Origin of the sequence: Rhodoferax sp. TH121, from assembly GCF_002251855.1 — a bacterium.
In the GTDB taxonomy this organism is placed as follows: Bacteria; Pseudomonadota; Gammaproteobacteria; order Burkholderiales; family Burkholderiaceae_C; genus Allorhodoferax.
The window spans coordinates 49768-66513 of the sequence record NZ_NOXW01000013.1 but is presented as its reverse complement, the minus strand read 5'-3'; the positions used below and the strand labels follow the sequence as shown (position 1 = coordinate 66513).

At 63.6% G+C, this 16746-nt stretch carries 19 protein-coding genes; 12 read left to right on the top strand and 7 right to left on the bottom strand.

From position 1 onward, the window contains the following. Window positions 1-49: 49 nt before the first annotated feature. The 6 genes from CHU94_RS01140 to CHU94_RS19160 all read right to left on the bottom strand — a co-directional run bounded on the left by CHU94_RS01140 (window position 50) and on the right by CHU94_RS19160 (window position 5212). Window positions 50-1036: a GTP-binding protein gene (locus tag CHU94_RS01140; RefSeq protein ID WP_094475875.1), complete on the bottom strand. Its 987-nt coding sequence runs from the start codon at window positions 1034-1036 to the stop codon at window positions 50-52. Then, on the bottom strand, window positions 1033-2268 hold the full coding sequence (locus CHU94_RS01135; RefSeq protein WP_094475873.1) for a GTP-binding protein: 1236 nt from the start codon (window positions 2266-2268) through the stop codon (window positions 1033-1035). Before CHU94_RS01135 ends, CHU94_RS01140 begins: the two co-directional genes overlap by 4 nt. Window positions 2269-2358: 90 nt before the next feature. Further along, a complete protein-coding gene (locus tag CHU94_RS01130) occupies window positions 2359-3300 on the bottom strand; it encodes a metal ABC transporter substrate-binding protein (RefSeq protein ID WP_094475871.1) in 942 nt (313 codons plus the stop codon). A 36-nt stretch (window positions 3301-3336) separates the two neighbouring features. Continuing rightward, window positions 3337-4227, bottom strand: a complete 891-nt coding sequence (locus tag CHU94_RS01125; RefSeq protein ID WP_094475919.1) for a metal ABC transporter permease — start codon at window positions 4225-4227, stop codon at window positions 3337-3339. An 8-nt stretch (window positions 4228-4235) separates the two neighbouring features. Further along, on the bottom strand, window positions 4236-5063 hold the full coding sequence (aztA, locus tag CHU94_RS01120; protein WP_094475869.1) for a zinc ABC transporter ATP-binding protein AztA: 828 nt from the start codon (window positions 5061-5063) through the stop codon (window positions 4236-4238). Beyond that, window positions 5060-5212 carry a hypothetical protein gene (locus tag CHU94_RS19160; protein ID WP_176451889.1) on the bottom strand — a complete coding sequence of 51 codons (153 nt, stop codon included), beginning with the start codon at window positions 5210-5212 and terminating at the stop codon, window positions 5060-5062. The genes aztA and CHU94_RS19160 overlap by 4 nt, the downstream gene beginning before the upstream one ends. Before the next feature lie 88 nt (window positions 5213-5300). Here CHU94_RS19160 and CHU94_RS01115 point away from each other — a divergent pair, with 88 nt between their 5' ends. The 8 genes from CHU94_RS01115 (at window position 5301) to CHU94_RS01080 (ending at window position 11589) form a co-directional block, all read left to right on the top strand. Continuing rightward, window positions 5301-5828 (top strand): Fur family transcriptional regulator, encoded by a 528-nt coding sequence (locus CHU94_RS01115; protein ID WP_094475867.1) that lies wholly within the window; start codon window positions 5301-5303, stop codon window positions 5826-5828. Continuing rightward, a complete protein-coding gene (locus CHU94_RS01110; RefSeq protein WP_094475865.1) occupies window positions 5825-6511 on the top strand; it encodes an ABC transporter ATP-binding protein in 687 nt (228 codons plus the stop codon). Before CHU94_RS01115 ends, CHU94_RS01110 begins: the two co-directional genes overlap by 4 nt. 4 nt (window positions 6512-6515) lie before the next feature. After that, entirely contained in the window at window positions 6516-7718 is a 1203-nt protein-coding gene (locus CHU94_RS01105) for an ABC transporter permease (protein WP_094475863.1), read from the top strand. 18 nt (window positions 7719-7736) lie between these two features. Continuing rightward, the gene (locus CHU94_RS01100) at window positions 7737-7979 is read left to right on the top strand and encodes a hypothetical protein (protein WP_094475861.1); all 243 of its coding nucleotides are present in this window, start codon (window positions 7737-7739) and stop codon (window positions 7977-7979) included. A 26-nt stretch (window positions 7980-8005) separates the two neighbouring features. Continuing rightward, on the top strand, window positions 8006-8968 hold the full coding sequence (locus CHU94_RS01095) for a LysR family transcriptional regulator (RefSeq protein ID WP_094475859.1): 963 nt from the start codon (window positions 8006-8008) through the stop codon (window positions 8966-8968). 117 nt (window positions 8969-9085) lie between these two features. Further along, window positions 9086-10048, top strand: a complete 963-nt coding sequence (locus CHU94_RS01090; protein WP_255033718.1) for an MBL fold metallo-hydrolase — start codon at window positions 9086-9088, stop codon at window positions 10046-10048. Between the two features lie 35 nt (window positions 10049-10083). After that, window positions 10084-10617 carry a DUF3299 domain-containing protein gene (locus CHU94_RS01085; RefSeq protein WP_141211350.1) on the top strand — a complete coding sequence of 178 codons (534 nt, stop codon included), beginning with the start codon at window positions 10084-10086 and terminating at the stop codon, window positions 10615-10617. Between the two features lie 21 nt (window positions 10618-10638). Beyond that, complete coding sequence (locus tag CHU94_RS01080) at window positions 10639-11589, top strand: AEC family transporter (protein ID WP_094475915.1); 951 nt, start codon at window positions 10639-10641, stop codon at window positions 11587-11589. 405 nt (window positions 11590-11994) lie between these two features. Here CHU94_RS01080 and pdxH read toward each other — a convergent pair whose 3' ends face one another. Next, a complete protein-coding gene (gene pdxH, locus CHU94_RS01075; RefSeq protein ID WP_094475855.1) occupies window positions 11995-12633 on the bottom strand; it encodes a pyridoxamine 5'-phosphate oxidase in 639 nt (212 codons plus the stop codon). A gap of 83 nt (window positions 12634-12716) precedes the next feature. Here pdxH and CHU94_RS01070 point away from each other — a divergent pair, with 83 nt between their 5' ends. The 4 genes from CHU94_RS01070 (at window position 12717) to CHU94_RS01055 (ending at window position 16726) form a co-directional block, all read left to right on the top strand. Then, window positions 12717-13268 (top strand): NTP transferase domain-containing protein, encoded by a 552-nt coding sequence (locus CHU94_RS01070; protein ID WP_094475853.1) that lies wholly within the window; start codon window positions 12717-12719, stop codon window positions 13266-13268. Window positions 13269-13519: 251 nt separating this feature from the next. Continuing rightward, the gene (gene edd / locus CHU94_RS01065) at window positions 13520-15388 is read left to right on the top strand and encodes a phosphogluconate dehydratase (protein ID WP_094475851.1); all 1869 of its coding nucleotides are present in this window, start codon (window positions 13520-13522) and stop codon (window positions 15386-15388) included. Window positions 15389-15425: 37 nt separating this feature from the next. Then, window positions 15426-16067, top strand: a complete 642-nt coding sequence (gene eda / locus CHU94_RS01060; RefSeq protein WP_094475849.1) for a bifunctional 4-hydroxy-2-oxoglutarate aldolase/2-dehydro-3-deoxy-phosphogluconate aldolase — start codon at window positions 15426-15428, stop codon at window positions 16065-16067. 233 nt (window positions 16068-16300) lie between these two features. Beyond that, a complete protein-coding gene (locus CHU94_RS01055; protein WP_141211349.1) occupies window positions 16301-16726 on the top strand; it encodes a hypothetical protein in 426 nt (141 codons plus the stop codon). The last annotated feature ends 20 nt before the right edge of the window (window positions 16727-16746 follow it).

Genomic DNA, 16746 nt, shown 5'->3' with positions numbered 1-16746 from the left:
CAATACATGGCAGTGCGTGCAGCCGGGCATGGTGTGTTGCGAGGGGCGCTCATGGAGCTGTAGCAACGCTGTTCGCCAAGCCTTTTTCCAGAACCTCGCGAGGCATGTTTTTGCCAATGAACACCATCTTGGATTCGCGGACCTCACCGTCAACCCAGGGCGCGCCCAGATCGGAACCCATCAGCATGTGCACGCCTTGGAACACCACCCGTTTGTCGAAGTTGGCAATGCTCAGAATGCCCTTGTAGCGCATCAGGCTGGCGCCATGCACTTGCACGATGGCACTCAGAAAGTCTTCGATCTTCTCCAGGTCCATAGGCTGGGTGGTGCGTAACACAAAGGAGCTGATGTCGTCGTCATGCTCATGGGCCACGTCATTCAAAAAGTCGGGCTCAATGTCGAGGATCGCATTCAAGTTGAAGCCACGGATGTCCAGGATCTGGTCGATGGCAGCGACGCCTTTGTGCGACTCGGCAATGCTTGCACGCGGGTTGATACCTGACAGGCGCCTGCGCAGTGTCACTACGTCTTGGGCGTCTACCAAGTCCGTTTTGGTGAGCAGAATGCGGTCGGCAAACCCGACTTGCTTTTGGGCCTCGTGGTGTTCATCGAGTTGCTGCGGCGCGTGTTTGGCATCCACCATCGTGATGATGGCGTCGAGCATGTAGTTCTGAACGATGTCTTCATCCACAAAAAAGGTCTGAGCCACTGGCGCCGGGTCGGCCAGTCCGGTGGTTTCGATCACGACGCGGTCGAATCGGATGGTGCCCGCCTTCCGTTTGCTCGCGAGTTCACCGAGGATGCGAACCAAGTCGCCACGCACGGTGCAGCAAATGCATCCGTTGTTCATTTCCACAATCTGCTCGCCCGGCTCTTGCACCAGCAGTTCGTTGTCAATGCCCGCTTCCCCAAACTCGTTCTCGATCACGGCAATGCGGTGACCGTGGGATTGCTTCAGGATGTAGTTGAGCAGCGTGGTTTTTCCACTGCCCAAAAAGCCAGTGAGGATGGTGACGGGAATCAGTGGATAGGTCATAGGGACTCCAGTTCTTCCGTCCGCTCCCAGCTCGGGAACGGGTCTTTGAACTCGGCCCAGCCCTTCATGCCCTTGCGGGTTTCGGTGAAGTTCAGATGCATAGCCTTCCACGCCTGCTCAATGGCGGCGCGGTCCATATGAGTGCCGATGAAGACCACCTCATTGATGCGGTCGCCGTAAGGCTCTTTCCAGTTTTTCTCGATGCCCGCGCGCGCCGGGGTGCCCTTGGCGGGCCAGCGTTCGCGTGGTGCAGCGGCCCACCATTGGCCCACGGGTTCGTGGGTCGCCACATTGCCTGCGCGCGAGTAGCTCAGCACCCAGCTCGGGCGGCTGGCCAGCCAGATATAGCCCTTGGCGCGCAGCAGCCCGGCAAACGGCATTTCCATGAAGTCGGCAAAGCGCTGGGGGTGCAGCGGTTCGTGGCTGCGGAGCACAAAGCTGTGGATGCCGTATTCCTCCGTCTCCGGGGTGTGGCGGCCTTCGAGCTCATGCGCCCAGCCCGGCATGGCGCTGGCGCGCTCCAGGTCGAACTTGCCGGTTCCCAGAATGGAAGCGAGCGGCACCGCGCCATGGTTGGCGTACACAATCTCTGCCACCGGATTCAGTGCCTTGATGACACCGGCAACCTCGGAACGCCGTTGTTCGTCCACCAGGTCGATCTTGTTGACCACCACGACGTCCGCAAACTCAATTTGCTCCATCAGCAGCGTGGCCAGACTGCGGTTGTCGTCCTCGCCCGCGGTTTCACCACGCTGGGCCAGCAGGTCTTTGCTGCTGTAGTCGCGCAGCAGGTTGAACGCATCCACCACGGTCACCATGGTGTCAATGCGGGCCACGTCGTTGAGCGAGTCACCGTCTTCGTTGGTGAAGTCAAAGGTGGCGGCCACCGGCATGGGTTCCCCAATGCCGGTGGATTCGATCAGCAGGTAGTCAAAGCGCCCTTCGGCAGCGAGCTTGCGCACTTCCAGCAGGAGGTCTTCGCGCAGGGTGCAGCAGATACAGCCATTGCTCATTTCCACCAGCTTTTCTTCGGTGCGCGAGATGCCCGCGCCCGCGTTCTCGGCATGCTTGTCCACCAGCGAGGCGTCGATGTTGACCTCGCTCATGTCGTTGACGATCACCGCCACCCGCAGGCCTTCTCGGTTGGCCAGCACGTGGTTGAGCAGCGTGGTTTTACCGGCACCCAGGAAGCCGGAGAGTACGGTGACGGGCAGGCGTGTGTTGTGTGGCATGGTGATGCTGGTTCAAAGTGGCCATGGAGGCCGTGGATAGTGCGCAGGCAGCTCCTGATTTCGTAGCAAATCAGGAGCGTACGGAAGGTGTCAGTTCAGTTTCATGCCGGCTACCAGCTGCGTGACGTTGTGGCGCATCATTTGCAAGTAGGTGGCGCCGGGCTGGTCGGCGGTAGACAGGGCGTCGGCATACAGGCTGGCGCCCAGGGTGGCGCCGGCGTCTTTACTGAGCTGGGCGATCAGCTTGGGGTTGCTCATGTTTTCCACAAACACGGCGCGGATTTTTTCACGCTGGATTTGCTTGATGAGCTGGGCCACTTGTTTGGCGCTGGGCTCGGTTTCGGTATTCACGCCCTGGGGCGCCAGAAACTTCACGCCGTACTGCGCAGCAAAATAGCCAAAGGCATCGTGTGAGGTGATGACCTTGCGTTTGTCCGCCGCAATGGTGGCGATCTGCGCTTTGGCCCAGCTGTCCAGTGTCTGCAGCTCTTTCACATAGGTCTCGGCGTTGGCCTGGTAGGTGGCAGCACCTGCGGCGTCCACTTTGGCCAAACCGGCCGCAATGTTGCGCACGTACAGTGCCACGTTGTTGGGGTTTTGCCAGGCGTGGGGGTCGGCTTCTTCATGGGCATGGCCGGCATGGCCTTTCTCTTCTTCCATGTGGCGTGCCTTCACGCCCTTGGCGGCGACGACACTGTCGCCCTTGTAGCCCGATGACTTGAGCAGCTTGCCCGCCCAAGGCTCAAAGCCCAAGCCATTGAGTACCACCAGCTTGGACGCCAGCAGAGTTTTGGCATCGGACGGTTTGGCCTCAAACACATGGGCATCTTCGTTGGGGCCGACCAGCGTGGTCACTGTCACCCGGTCGCCACCCACCACACGCACCAGGTCGCCCAGGATGCTGAAGCTGGCAGTCACCGGCAGTTTGTCGGCAGCGAAGGCGTGGCTGCCTAGCAAGGCCAGGGCGGTTGCGCCGGCGAGCAGGAAGCGGCGGGGCAGGGTGCGGAGGGAAAAAGTGTCGAGTGTGGTCATGGTCGTTGGGGGAGGGGAAAAAAAACAGGGGGTGAATCAGGCCAACCGGTGGGGGCTGGCCCACCAGCGTGGTAGCCAGCCACCGGGCGCCAACAACAAGGAGGTGGCGTACAGCCCCCCCGCGCAGGCAATGATGGTCGGGCCCGAGGGGGTGTCGAAGTGGTAGGACAGCAGCAGCCCGGCCACTCCGGCCAAGGCGGCTTGGGCACTGGCGTTGAGCAGTTGCGCAGGCAAGGTGTCGTGCCACAGGCGTGCACTTACGGCGGGCAGCATCATCAGCCCCACGGCCATGAGCGTGCCCAGCGTTTGGAAGCCCGCCACCAGGTTGAGCACCACCAGCATCAGGAAGCCTTGCTGCCACACCCAGGGCGGAACGCCATGGCGGTGGGCCGTCAGGTACACCGGGTCAAAGGTTTCCAGCACCAGGCCGCGGTACATCACTGCCAGCGCCAGCACACTGCACGTGGCAACCCCGGCGACCAGCCGCAAACCGCTGCTATCCACACCCAAAGCGCTGCCAAACAGGATGTGCAGCAGATCGAGCTGGGTGCCGTGGCTGGCGATCAGCGTCACTCCCAGGGCCAGGGCGACTAGGTAGATAGCGGCCAAGCTGGCGTCTTCTTTCAGGGTGGTGAAGTGGGTCACCGCACCCGCAATGCCCGCTACCAGCATGCCCGCCAGCACGCCACCCAGCGCCATCGCGGTGAGCGACAAGCCACTCACCATAAAACCGATGGCCACGCCCGGTAGCACTGCATGGCTGAGGGCGTCGCCCAGCAGGCTCATGCGCCGCAAGGTCAAGAAAACGCCCAAGGGCGCAGCACTGAGCGACAGCGCCAGCGTGGCTACCAGCGCACGCCGCATGAAGGCGAATTCTGAAAAAGGGGAAATCAAAGCCTCCCACACCGGGCCCAACAGCAAGTCCATGGGCATCCTTAAACGGTGGTGGGGGTGGTGGCCAGTCGTCGGGCCAGCAGGGTGTCGAAGTCCAAGCCGTTGACTTCCCCGTCGATGTCGCAGATGGCGGCTGTTTCGTCCCAGGCTTCCGCCATGTTTCGCGCGCGGGTCAGGTTGGACTCGGTCAGCACCTCGGCCGTGTCACCCCAGGCAATGCATTCGCGCGCCAGCAACAGGGTCTGGGGAAAGTGTTCCCGCACTTGCGCGTCGTCGTGCAGCACAGCTACGACGGTGCGGCCTTGGCGGTGCCACTGCTGCACCAGGGTGAGCAGGCCGGCGGTGGTTTTGCTGTCCACCGCGTTGAAGGGTTCGTCCAGCAAGATGATGTCGGCGTCCTGCACCAGCAGGCGCGCAAACAAGGTGCGCTGTAACTGTCCGCTGGAGAGCGTGCCCACCGGGCGGTGCTCAAAGCCTTGCAAGCCCACGGCTTCAAGCGCAGCCTCTACCCGTGCCAGCTTGGCCGCTGTGGCGCTGCCGAAGGCACCAGTTTGCGCCCACAGGCCCATGAGTACGCAGTCGCGCACATCCAGCGGGAAGCTGCGGTCCAGCTCGCTGTGCTGCGGCAGATAGGCCAGGCGCAAACCTGGTGTGTGGGTGATCTGCCCGTGCGGTTCGGCTGGGAGCAGCCCGGCCAGGCTTTTGAGCAGGGTGCTCTTGCCTGCGCCATTGGGCCCGATGACGGCAGTGAGAGAGCCGCGCGCAAAGTGGCCACTCACATGGTGCAGCGCCGGGTGGCGGCGGTAGCTGACCGTCAGGTTGTGCAGGGTGATGGCGGGGCCGTGCGCCAAGGGCGCTGAAAGGCTCATATCGGCGCAGCCTCCAGGCTGGCCCACCACACACCCAGCCACAGCAGGGCCAGAGCGGGCAGGGTCCACAGCACACGGCGCCAAGCTGGCAGGGCCAACACGCTGGTGCGCGGGCGGTGGGGGACGGAGGGTTTTACGAAATGGCTCATAATGCAACTTGATTGCGATATAGTCTAACGCAATTCAGTTGCATTTATCGTTTAGTGCAACTGAATTGCATTTTTTCGAGGTCCCCGTATGACTTCTGCCAACCCATCTGCAACTCCTGTGCTTGAGGGCGACAACCCCATCGACGCGTTGCTGTCTGCCCACGGCCTGCGTCGCACGGCGGCCGCACGCCGCGTGTTGGGCTGGCTGCTGGCCCACCCCGACACCAGCTACACCCATGCGCAGCTGCAGGAGTCGTTGGCGGGTGACCACGCCGAGCCGTTGGACCGTGTCACCCTCTACCGCCTGATTGATCGGCTCACGCAGGTGGGCTTGCTGCTGTGCCGGGTGGACAGCCAGCGCGTGCGCCGCTACCAGGCCATGCCCGCCAGCGTGCACGCCACGCCCCACTTTGAGTGCCAAACCTGCCACCGCGACAGCCCGCTGGCCGGCGCCCTGCACGCGGCAGACTTGGAAAAAGCGGCACAAACCGCCATCGAATCCTTGCGCGCACTGGGTTACCAGGACATGCACTTGGACTTCGCGGTGCGCGGCGTGTGTGTGGATTGCGCCACGGGCCACGCCAGCGTGGAGCCTGCCGCCGGGCCCTCCGCATGATCCAGACGCGCGGCTTGGCCTACCGCTACCCTGGCGCTGAGGCGGGTGATGTGCTGCACTTCCCCGACGTGGAGGTGGCGCAGGGCACGGTGCTGCTGCTCAGCGGCCCGTCAGGCTGCGGCAAATCGACCTGGCTGGCTTTGATTGCGGGCCTGGTCGCGCCCACGGCGGGCACGCTAGAGGTGGCTGGCCAGCGGCTGGATGCTCTGCATTCAGTAGCGCTTGACGCATGGCGGGCAAGGGCTATCGGCTTTCTTCCTCAAAAATTGCACCTCAGCGCGGCGCTGACGGTGCAGCAGAACCTAGCCATGGCGCAGTGGGCTGCCGGCCAGCCCGAAGATGCCTCTGCCATTGCCACCACCCTGGCCGCGCTGGGCGTGGCGGAGCTGGCGCGGCGCTTGCCCGCGCAGCTCTCGGGCGGCCAGGCGCAGCGGGTGGCGCTGGCGCGCGCCGTGCTGCAACAGCCGCGTGTGCTGCTGGCCGACGAGCCCACTGCCAGCCTGGACGATGAGGCTGCCGCTGACGCCGTAGGCCTGCTGCTGGCCACGGCCCGCAGCCACGGAGCCACCTTGGTGATTGCCACGCACGATGCGCGGGTAGCGGCACTCATTTCCCCTCAAATGAATGGCCAAATCGGCTTCCAGCCCTTGCGTTTGCAGCGTAAGCAGCTATCAAAAACGTAGCGTTATGAATACCTTGTTGCTGGCTTGGCGCTACCTGTGGTCCCGTCCCTTGGGCGCGCTGCTCAATCTGCTCCTGCTGAGTCTGGGCTTGGCGTCCATCACCTTTTTGATTTTGGTGGGGGTGCAACTCTCCCGCGCATTTGACCGTGACCTGGCCGGTATCGATGTGGTCGTGGGCGCCAAGGGCAGCCCCATGCAGCTCATCCTCTCGGGCGTGCTGCACATCGATGTGCCGCCGGGCAATGTGCCCCTGAGCGCGGTGAAGGCGCTGGCCCAGAACCCCTTGGTCGCGCAGCTCATTCCCATCAGCCTGGGCGACAACTTTGCGGGATACCGCATTGTGGGCACCTCGCATGCCTACTTGGACCACTACGCCGCCAAGCTGGCCCAAGGGCAGGTGTGGGATGCCCCCATGCAGGTGGTGCTGGGCGCGACGGTCGCGCGCCAGTTGGGGGCCACCCTGGGCCAGACCTTTGTGGGCTCGCACGGGCTGGGCGCTGGTGGCCACCTGCATGGTGACAACCCCTACACCGTGGTGGGCATCCTGGCGCCCGGCGGCAGTGTGCTGGACCGCCTGATCCTCACTGACACGGCCTCTGTCTGGAAGGTGCACGAGGACTACACCGCCGTGGACGAGGAAGACCGCAAGGTGATGGAGGACGAGCGTGAAATCACGATGGCGCTCGTCAAATACAAGACCCCCATGGCGGCGTTGAGCTTCCCGCGCTATGTGAATACCAGCACCGAGATGCAGGCCGCCGCGCCCGCGCTGGAGGTGACCCGCCTGCTGCATATGTTGGGCCTGGGCACCGATGTGCTGCGTGCCTTTGCAGGCGTGCTGCTTTTGACGGCAGGCTTGAGTGTGTTCATCGCGCTGTGGAGCGCGGTGCGTGAGCGCCGGGCGGACTTGGCGCTCTTGCGCATGCTGGGTGCGCCGCCGCGCAAGGTAGCCGCCCTGCTGCTGAGCGAGGCGCTCTGGCTGGGCCTGCTGGCCGCCGTGCTGGGCCTGCTGCTGGGGCAGGGCTTTGCCGCGCTGCTGGCCTGGATGCTGGCGCTGGACAACTCCCTGCTGATCGGGGGCATGGTCTGGCCTGTGGCCCTGTGGGTGGTGCCCGCACTGGCGCTGGGCGTGTCTCTGCTGTCTGCGCTCTTACCCACCTTCGCGGCTTACCGCGTGAGCGTGCTCGAACTTCTCCAAACCCGTTGACCCTCTGAAAGGAAATTTATGAAAAAAGCACTCCTGGCCTTCGTATTCCTTGCGCAAGCAGCTACGTTTTCCATAGCAAAAGAAAGCGCAGAAGAAACCAAACAGGACGTGGCCCGCCACCGCGCGATGGCCGCCGCCCACGAGGCTGCAGCCAAGTGCCGCGAGTCCGGCAAAGGCGAAGACGTCTGCAACAAGGAACTGCAAGCCGCCTGCAAAGGCTTGGCGATCGGCAAGTTCTGCGGCATGAAGCACGAGCACTGAACGTCGCGACCCTGGGCGCCCCTGCCATGGAAACGATTGACCACTTCGACCTGCGCTCGTTTGACCTGAATCTGCTGGTGGCGTTTGATGCGCTGATGGAGGACCGTAGCGTGACCAAGGCCGCAGCGCGGCTGCGCATCCAGCAGCCGGCCATGAGCCACAACCTGTCGGTGCTGCGCATGCTGCTGGAAGATGAACTGTTTGTGCGTGTTGGCCACACCATGCAGCCCACCGCCAAGGCCCTGGCCCTGGCCGGTCACATCCGGCAACTGCTGGGGCAGGCGCAAGCGCTGATCCGCACCAGCGACCGCTTTGTGCCCCAAGAGGCCCAGCGCACCTTCCGCGTGGGGCTGGTGTGCGGCGAAATGCTCATGCCCCTGCTGAGCGCCGATTTGCTGAGTTACGGCGGCGGGCTGCAGGTGATTGCGCAGCGCATCTCGGCGGAAGGGTTTGCCGCGGACCTAGACCGACAGCGGGTGGACCTGGTCGTGGGCTGTTTTGCGCCCGAGGAAGGGCGCTTTCGCACCGTGCACCTGCTGGACCATGAGATGGTGTGCTGCTACCAGCCGCAGCGCATGCCCTGGCGCGGCAGCCTGGACAGGACGCACTTTCTGCAGGCCTCTCACATCGCCATTGCGCAGACCCACGACCTGCACGCGCAGATGTGCAACGCGCTGTTGCACGAAGGCCAGGCGCTGCAGCTCACCGCCGCGGTACCGGACTGCATGACCGCGCTGATGACGGCTGCCCATGCGCCTGTGGTGGCAACCGTGCCACGTTCGGTGGCGCAGATGTTTGCCAGCCAGTTTGGTCTGGTGACGGACCCTCTACCGCTGGACCTAGGGCCTTTGTCCGTGTCCATGGTGTGGTCGGCCCACACCGATAGCGACCCGGCACTGGCTTGGCTGCGCCAGCGCATCGTGGCGCTGATGGGGATGCCTCGGCAGCGTGCCTTGGCGCATCAGGGTGAAGCAGCGTTGGTGGACTGAGCACGCGGTCTATGCGGCAAGGTGATACAAGCCATTGCCGGTTTCGATTGGAGTTTTCCGCTACGGCCCCCCACCATGGGGAAGTCCGCTGTGGACGTAAACCCTAGGAAACCTATGTTGCATTCTTCCAAAGCCGTGCAGGCTGTTGCGTTCTGGCTCGCCGTGGCCACGGGCGGCGCTGCGCTGGCCGAAGCCCCGATGGTCAAAACCCAAGCCCCCGGCTACCACCGCCTCATGTTGGGTGATTTTGAGATCACCGCCGTGTCCGACGGCACCTTCAAGCTGCCCGTGCTGCAGCTGCTGGTCGGCAGCAGCCCCGAACGCCTCAAGCAGGCGCTGCACAAGGGCTACCTGGGCGAGCAACTAGAGACCTCGGTCAATGCCTACTTGGTCAACACCGGACGCAAGCTGGTGCTAATTGACACCGGGGCTGCCCAGGCCTTCGGCCCCACGCTGGGGCATCTGCAGGCCAACCTGCGGGCCGCAGGTTACGCGCCGGAGCAGGTGGACGAGGTCTACATCACCCACCTGCACCCCGACCACATCGGGGGCTTGCTGGCCGGGCAGGCGCGCGCCTTCCCCAACGCCGTGGTGCGTCTGGACCAGGCCGATCTGGATTACTGGCTCAGCGACGCCCATATGCAGGCCGCACCCGATGCGCACAAGCCTTCCTTCCTGAGCGCCATGACCGCGTTAAAGCCCTACCTGGCCGAGGGCAAGGTGCGCAGCTTCTCGGGCGACACCGAGTTGCTGCCCGGCATCCGCGCCGTCAGCGCGCATGGCCACACGCCGGGCCACACGGTCTACCACGTGGAGAGCCAGGGCCAGACCCTCATGCTGTGGGGCGACCTGATGCACGTGGCTGCTGTGCAGTTTGAAGACCCCAGTGTCACCATCGGCTTTGATTCCGACCAGGCCCAGGCCGCCCGCCAGCGCAATGCCTTGTATGCGCAAGCAGCCCAGGCCGGCTACCTGGTGGGTGTGGCGCACAATGCCTTCCCCGGCGTAGGGCGCCTGCGGGCCAATGCCGATGGTGCCACGTACACTTGGGTGCCGTTGAACTATTCCAGCCAGCCCTAGTCGTAACACCTCCTTCCCCCTGCAGGTACCCTCCCATGAACTTCGCGCGCATTTCCCCCCTTGTTCTCAGTCTCGGTCTGGTGCTGGCGCAGTTCTGTGGGGCTGCGGGGGCCCAGCTCAGTTCCCCCATGGGCCCTGGGGGCGCGGTGCCTGCGGGCACGGGTGCCGGTGTGCACAGCCCCAATAGCCCGTTTGCGCCCATCAAGGAACGGGCTGATGTGCTGCCCTGGTCGGTGCTCACCACTGTCAAGACCAAGACCGAAAAGAACCGCCTGATGCCCGTCTTCCCGGCCGACGTGCAGGCGCTCAACAAAAAAACCCAGCGCATTCAGGGCTTCATGATGCCGCTGGAGCCCGGTGAAAAACAAAAGCACTTTCTGCTCAGCTCGGTTCCGCTCACCTGCTCGTTTTGCGTGCCCGGCGGGCCCGAGAGCATGGTGGAGGTGAAGACCAAAACCCCGGTGAAGTATTCGCTGGAAGTGGTGGTGGTGGAAGGCCAGTTTGCCGTGCTCAACGACGACCCCTACGGCCTGTACTACCGCATCACCGACGCCGTGGCCGTCAAGTAAAGGGCGCGCGGTTTGTTGTCCCTGGACCACCCGGTCGTTTCGTCCCTGTTGCCGGTGGTCTTGCTGATTGTGGTGGGCCTCATCACGGGCAAAGCCAAGCTGATCCGCCAAGAGGCGGTGCGCGATTTATCTAACCTCGTCTTCCTGGTGCTCACGCAGGCGCTGCTGTTTCGCACCATGAGCAGCGTGCATGTGCAGGACCTGGACTTTGCCCCCGTCTCGCTCTACTTTGCTGTGGCAGCGGCCCTGTTCACTGGCATGTTGCTGGTGCAGGGCGCCAGCAGCCGCGCCGCTGTTATCGCGTTGTCGGGCACCTTCAGCAACACCGTGATGATTGGTATTCCCCTGGTGGGGCTGGCCTATGGCAAAGACGCGTTGGTGCTTCTCTTTACCCTCATCTCTTTGCATGCGCTGGTGCTGCTGACCTTTGCCACCGTGGTGCTGGAGTTGCTGAGCGCGCGCGAGCAAAGCGCACAAGCCGATGCCCCGCCGCGCCACCCGCTCAAGTCCATCGGACTGGCAGTGCGCAACGCCGTGGTCCACCCGGTGCCCATGCCCATCATTGCCGGCCTGCTCTATGCCCAGACCGGCTGGGGCCTGCCCGATGCGGTGGACCGGCCGCTACAGCTGCTGGGCAACGCCTTTGGTCCGGTGGCGCTGGTGTTGGTGGGGGTGACGCTTTCCAACGCTGCCATTGGCCGCAACCTCAAGGGGGCTTTGGCCATTTCATCGGTCAAGACCTTGCTGCACCCTGCACTGATGGCGCTGGTGGGTTATGTCTGTGGTCTGCGTGGCATGTCGCTCACCGTACTGGTGGTGGCGGCGTCGTTGCCGATTGGGGCGAATGTGTTTTTGTTCTCCCAGCGGTACCAGAAGGCGGAGGATTTGGTGACGGCTAGCGTTGCCGTTTCTACCCTGGTGGCGTTGGTGAGTGTGACCTTGGTGATGACGGTGGTGCCGTTGATTGCCTGAGCTTTTTTAACACCCACTCCCCCAGCCCCTCGCCCCGTCGGCGAGGGGAGCCTTTTCAACAGCCGATTTGGTGGTTTCACTTCGGCTACGGTGCTACAGCGGAAACGTTGCAAACGGGTGGGTACGCTACGGCCAGTGCTGACGGTTGTGGTGAATGCCAATAACGCAGGCGCGGAGCCACTGGCGGGCGCCGCCGCCAGCGTTGGCAAACAGACATCTCCGAGGTATCCACAACCGCAGGCGCGGGCCGTGGCGCGAGCTGACAGTGGCAACCTCTCGACAGTAGCCACGCAGCCGGCGCGCAACAACAAAATATGGCTGTTCAAGGGCTCCCCTCGCCGACGGGGCGAGGGGCTGGGGGAGTGGGTGTCCAAAAAAGAGGTGCACCCCAAAAAAGCAGAAGAGTCAGGGCGCCAACCGGTCCCGCTTCCAACTGCCATCCGCTTCCAAGGTGTAGCGCAAGCGGTCATGCAGCCGGCTCCTGCGCCCCTGCCAAAACTGCCAGCTGTCCGGCTTCAAGCGGTAGCCCCCCCAGTGCGGTGGTCGCGGCGGCTGCAGCAAAAACTGCGCGGCGTACTTGGCGGCATTGGTGACCAGCACACCCCGCCCCGGAATCACCTCGCTCTGTGGCGACGCCCAAGCACCAATCCGCGAATCCAACGGGCGGCTGTGGAAGTAGGCATCGCTCTCCTCATTGCTCACCTTTTCCACTACCCCCTCAATGCGCACCACGCGCTCCAGCTCCACCCAGTGGAACTGCAGGGCTGCGTAGGGATTGCCGGCCAGCTCGTTGCCTTTGCGGCTGGCGTAGTTGGTATACCAGACGATGCCGCTCGCGTCATACCCCTTGATCAGCACCACGCGGGTGCTGGGGCGCAGGTTGCTGCCTACGGTGGCCAGGGTCATGGCGTTGGGCTCGGGCACCTCGCCGGCAATGGCTTCTTTGAGCCACTGGTCAAACTGTTGCAAGGGGTCGGCGTGCGAGGCGGTTTCGTCCAGCTCGGCGCGTTCGTAGCTTTTGCGGAGGTCGGCAATAGAGGTCATGCGGTCAGTATAGGCAGCGTGCCATACCCACTGCTTGCGGCAGGTCAGCTACCATGCCGCGATGTTGCCGCCCACCCCCCCACATGCTGCCCGATGCTGACCGCCTGCCCGTGATGCTGGTGCTGGCCTCGGGCCGGGGCGAGCGCTTTCTGGCATCGGGCGGCCGCACCCACAAACTGCAGGCCGACTTGTGCGGCAAGACCGTGCTACAGCGCACGCTGGACGCCGTGCGCGCCAGTGGTCTGCGCTGGCACTTGGAGGACAGGGGCCACCCCGGTATGGGCGACAGCATTGCCGCTGCCGTGCGTGCCACGCGCGAAGCGGTTGGCGGCTGGATGGTGCTGCCGGCCGACCTGCCGCTGGTGCGGGCGGACACCTTGGTGACCATCGCCCGCGCCCCACTGGACGGGGACGTGCTGGTGCCGTACTTTGAAGGCCAGCGTGGCCACCCAGTGCGCTTTGCTGCAGGCTGCGTTGATGCACTCGCCAATTTGAAGGGAAATACGGGTGCAGCGCCCGTAGTATCTGCGCGAAAAGCTATCAAATTGGTAGTGAATGACGCTGGTTGCGTGCTTGACATTGACACCGTGGATGACCTGGAGCGGGCCCGCGCCACGTGGCAAATCCGGTCCTAGATTGAGCTGGGCGCCAGTTTCGCCGCAGGGCCGCCCCAAGGCGAAACAGCTCCCTTGGGGGGGGCAGCGACCCGCTCGTGCATCTGCGGACGCAGATGCACTCACGTTGTGGCAATACGCCCTACACGGCCCAGAGGCCGTGCGTGGGCGGAACGTGGGGGCCAGTTCGTACCCGCCTGGTAACTCCGGCCATACACAAGCATGGCATTCGCAGTTACTATCAGAATCTGTAATTTAGTTACAAGAACACCATGCCAGACACCACTTCTTCTCCTGCCGCCTTGCACCCTGTTGTTGAGGCCGTGACCCGCCGTATCGTGGAGCGCAGTGCCACCAGCCGTGCCGCCTACCTGGCCCAAATGGAGCTAGCGGCCAACCGCAAGCCCGGCGCCGACCGCATGGGCTGTGCCAATGTGGCCCACGCCTTTGCCGCCATGCCCGAAGCAGACAAGACCCGCGTCACCGGGCTGGACAAGCTCAAGATCGTGGAAGAGAAGGGCGCCAACATCGGCATCGTCAACGCCTACAACGACCTGCTCTCGGCCCACGCGCCGCTGCAGCACTACCCCGACCTCATCAAGGTGGAAGCCCGCAAGCACGGCGCCACGGCCCAGGTGGCCGGCGGCGTGCCCGCCATGTGCGACGGCGTCACGCAAGGCACACCCGGCATGGAACTCAGCCTGTTCAGCCGCGACGCCATTGCCATGGCCACGGCTGTGTCACTGAGCCACGATGTGTTTGACTGCGCGCTGATGCTGGGCGTCTGCGACAAGATCGTGCCCGGTCTGTTGATTGGCGCGCTGCACTTTGGCCATTTGCCCACGGTGTTTGTGCCCGCCGGCCCCATGAAGTCTGGCCTGCCCAACAACGAAAAGGCCAAGGTCCGCGAGAAAGCCGCCCAAGGCCTGGTGGGCCGCCCCGAGCTGCTGGCCGCTGAGAGTGCCGCCTACCACGGCGAAGGCACCTGCACCTTTTATGGCACGGCCAACAGCAACCAGATGCTGCTCGAAGCCATGGGCCTGCATGTGCCCGGCACCGCCTTCATCAACCCCGGCGACGGTGTGCGCCAGGAGCTGACCCGCGAGGCCGTGCGCACCGTGCTGGGCATCACCAAAGCCAAGCGCTTTGCGCCTATTGGCAAGGTGGTGGACGAGCGCTGCATCGTCAACGCCATGGTGGCCTTGCTGGCCACTGGCGGCTCCACCAACCATTTGATCCATTGGGTCGCCGTGGCCCGTGCGGCGGGCATCGTGATCGACTGGAACGACTTCTCCGCTCTGTCGGACGTGGTGCCGCTGCTGAGCCGCGTGTACCCCAACGGCAGCGCCGATGTGAACCAGTTCCAGGCCGCTGGTGGCCCTGGCTACGTGATCCGCGAACTGCTGGACGCCGGCTTCATGCACGCCGATGTGCTGACCGTGCGCAGTGGTGGCCTGCGTGAGTTCACCGCCATTCCCTCGGCTAAGGCCGATGGCAGCTTGCAGTGGCAAGACCCCGGTGTCAGCAAAGACGACAGCGTGGTGCGCCCCGCAAGTAGCCCCTTCAGTGCCAGCGGTGGCCTCAAGTTGCTCAAGGGCAACCTGGGCCGCAGCGTCATCAAGGTGTCCGCCGTGCCCGAAGACCGCCACATCATCGAGGCACCATGCCGCGTATTCGATTCGCAAGACGCGCTGCACAAAGCCTTCAGCGCCAACGAGTTGAACCACGATGTGATTTGCGTGGTGCGTTGGCAGGGCCCACAGGCCAACGGGATGCCCGAGCTGCACAAGCTAACACCTCCGCTGGCCGTGCTGCAGGGCAAGGGCTTCCGCGTGGCGCTGGTGACCGATGGTCGCATGAGTGGCGCATCGGGCAAGGTGCCCGCTGCCATCCACGTGTCGCCCGAAGCCGCCGCCGGTGGCCCCCTGGCCAAGGTGCGCGATGGTGACATCATCCGTCTGGACGCCGCAGCGGAAACTCTGCAAGTGCTGGTGAGCGATGCCGAATGGGCCGCACGCCCATTGGCCACCATGCCGGAAGACCTGCGCGCTGCCAATGGCGTCGGCATGGGCCGCGAACTGTTCGCCAACTTCCGCCGTAACGCACTTGCCGCCGAAGAGGGCGCCTGCACCTGGTTCTGAAGAACCCAACAACTTACCACGTCGATCTGGAATTCATATGTCTCAAGCCCCCGCCTTTACCGCCCTGCAAGTGATGCAGGACGCGCCCGTTATCCCCGTCATCGTGCTGAACGACGTGGCCCACGCCGTGCCCATGGCCCGCGCCCTGGTGGCCGGCGGCGTGCGCATGCTGGAAGTCACGCTGCGCACACCGCAAGCCTTGGCCTGCATGGAAGCCATTGCCCGTGATGTGCCCGAAGCCGTGGTCGGCGCCGGTACCGTGCGCAGCAAGGCCGATGCACAAGCCGCCGCCAATGCCGGTGCGCGCTTTGCCGTGAGTCCCGGCTACACCAGCGCCGTAGGCCAAGCCTGCCGTGATCTGGGCCTGTCGCTGTTGCCCGGCGTGGCTACCGGCAGCGAGATCATGATGGCGCAGGAAGACGGCTTTACCCAGCTCAAGTTCTTCCCCGCCATGCAAGCTGGCGGCCCCGCCATGCTCAAGGCTTGGGGCGGCCCTTTCTTCGACGTGAAGTTCTGCCCCACCGGTGGCGTGACGTTGCAAAACGCGCCTGAGTTTCTGGCACTGCCCAACGTGGTGTGTGTGGGCGGCTCCTGGATCGTTCCGGCTGACGCGATGGCCAAGGGCGAGTGGGACAAAATCACGCAGCTGGCCAAGGACACGCAGGCTCTGCGGAAGTAACTGTTGTCGATGGGGGTCTATCAAAAGGGGGCTGTGGCCCTCTTTTTTATTGCGCAGACAGTCGCATATTTTGTGGTGAGTTATTCCTTCGCAAGGAAATACATGCCTTTCGTCACATCCATGCACTAGCTGCCGACTTGGTTTGCATGCATCATTGCGCGATGTGTTTGTGCGCTGCCTGAAACCCCATGGAGTTTCAAAAGAGCCACCGGCAAGTCACTAGGAGAATCGCCTTGAATCGCTCCGGTTTCACCATCATTTTTTTAATCGCATTGCAGCCCTTGGGCGCGCTGGCGCAGCACAAGTGTGATTCTGATGCAGAGGCCGCGCAGGACAGGGTCGTACGTGAGTTTTCGGTGAATCCGCCGTCCAAACATGATCAAACGGCGTACCTAGCTTGGTCCCAAGAGCTGAATGCGGCAATGGCCACTGTAGCGAAGCGGCATGAAGAGTGCATCCGCTCCAGCAGGCCAGCTATGTCTCCTGCCGAGGTCTCAAGAATCAATGATTGTTTGGCGTCGGTTCGCCGCTGTGGGGATGAGGTGGCGACCCGGTACCGAGGAAGAACGCTCACATTTCAAGAACAAACCACCCGGCGGGCAGAAGAACAAACACTGCAAGACGAGTACATGGCATGTGCCAGAACCGCAAATCGCTAATGCCAGCCGCACACTATGTG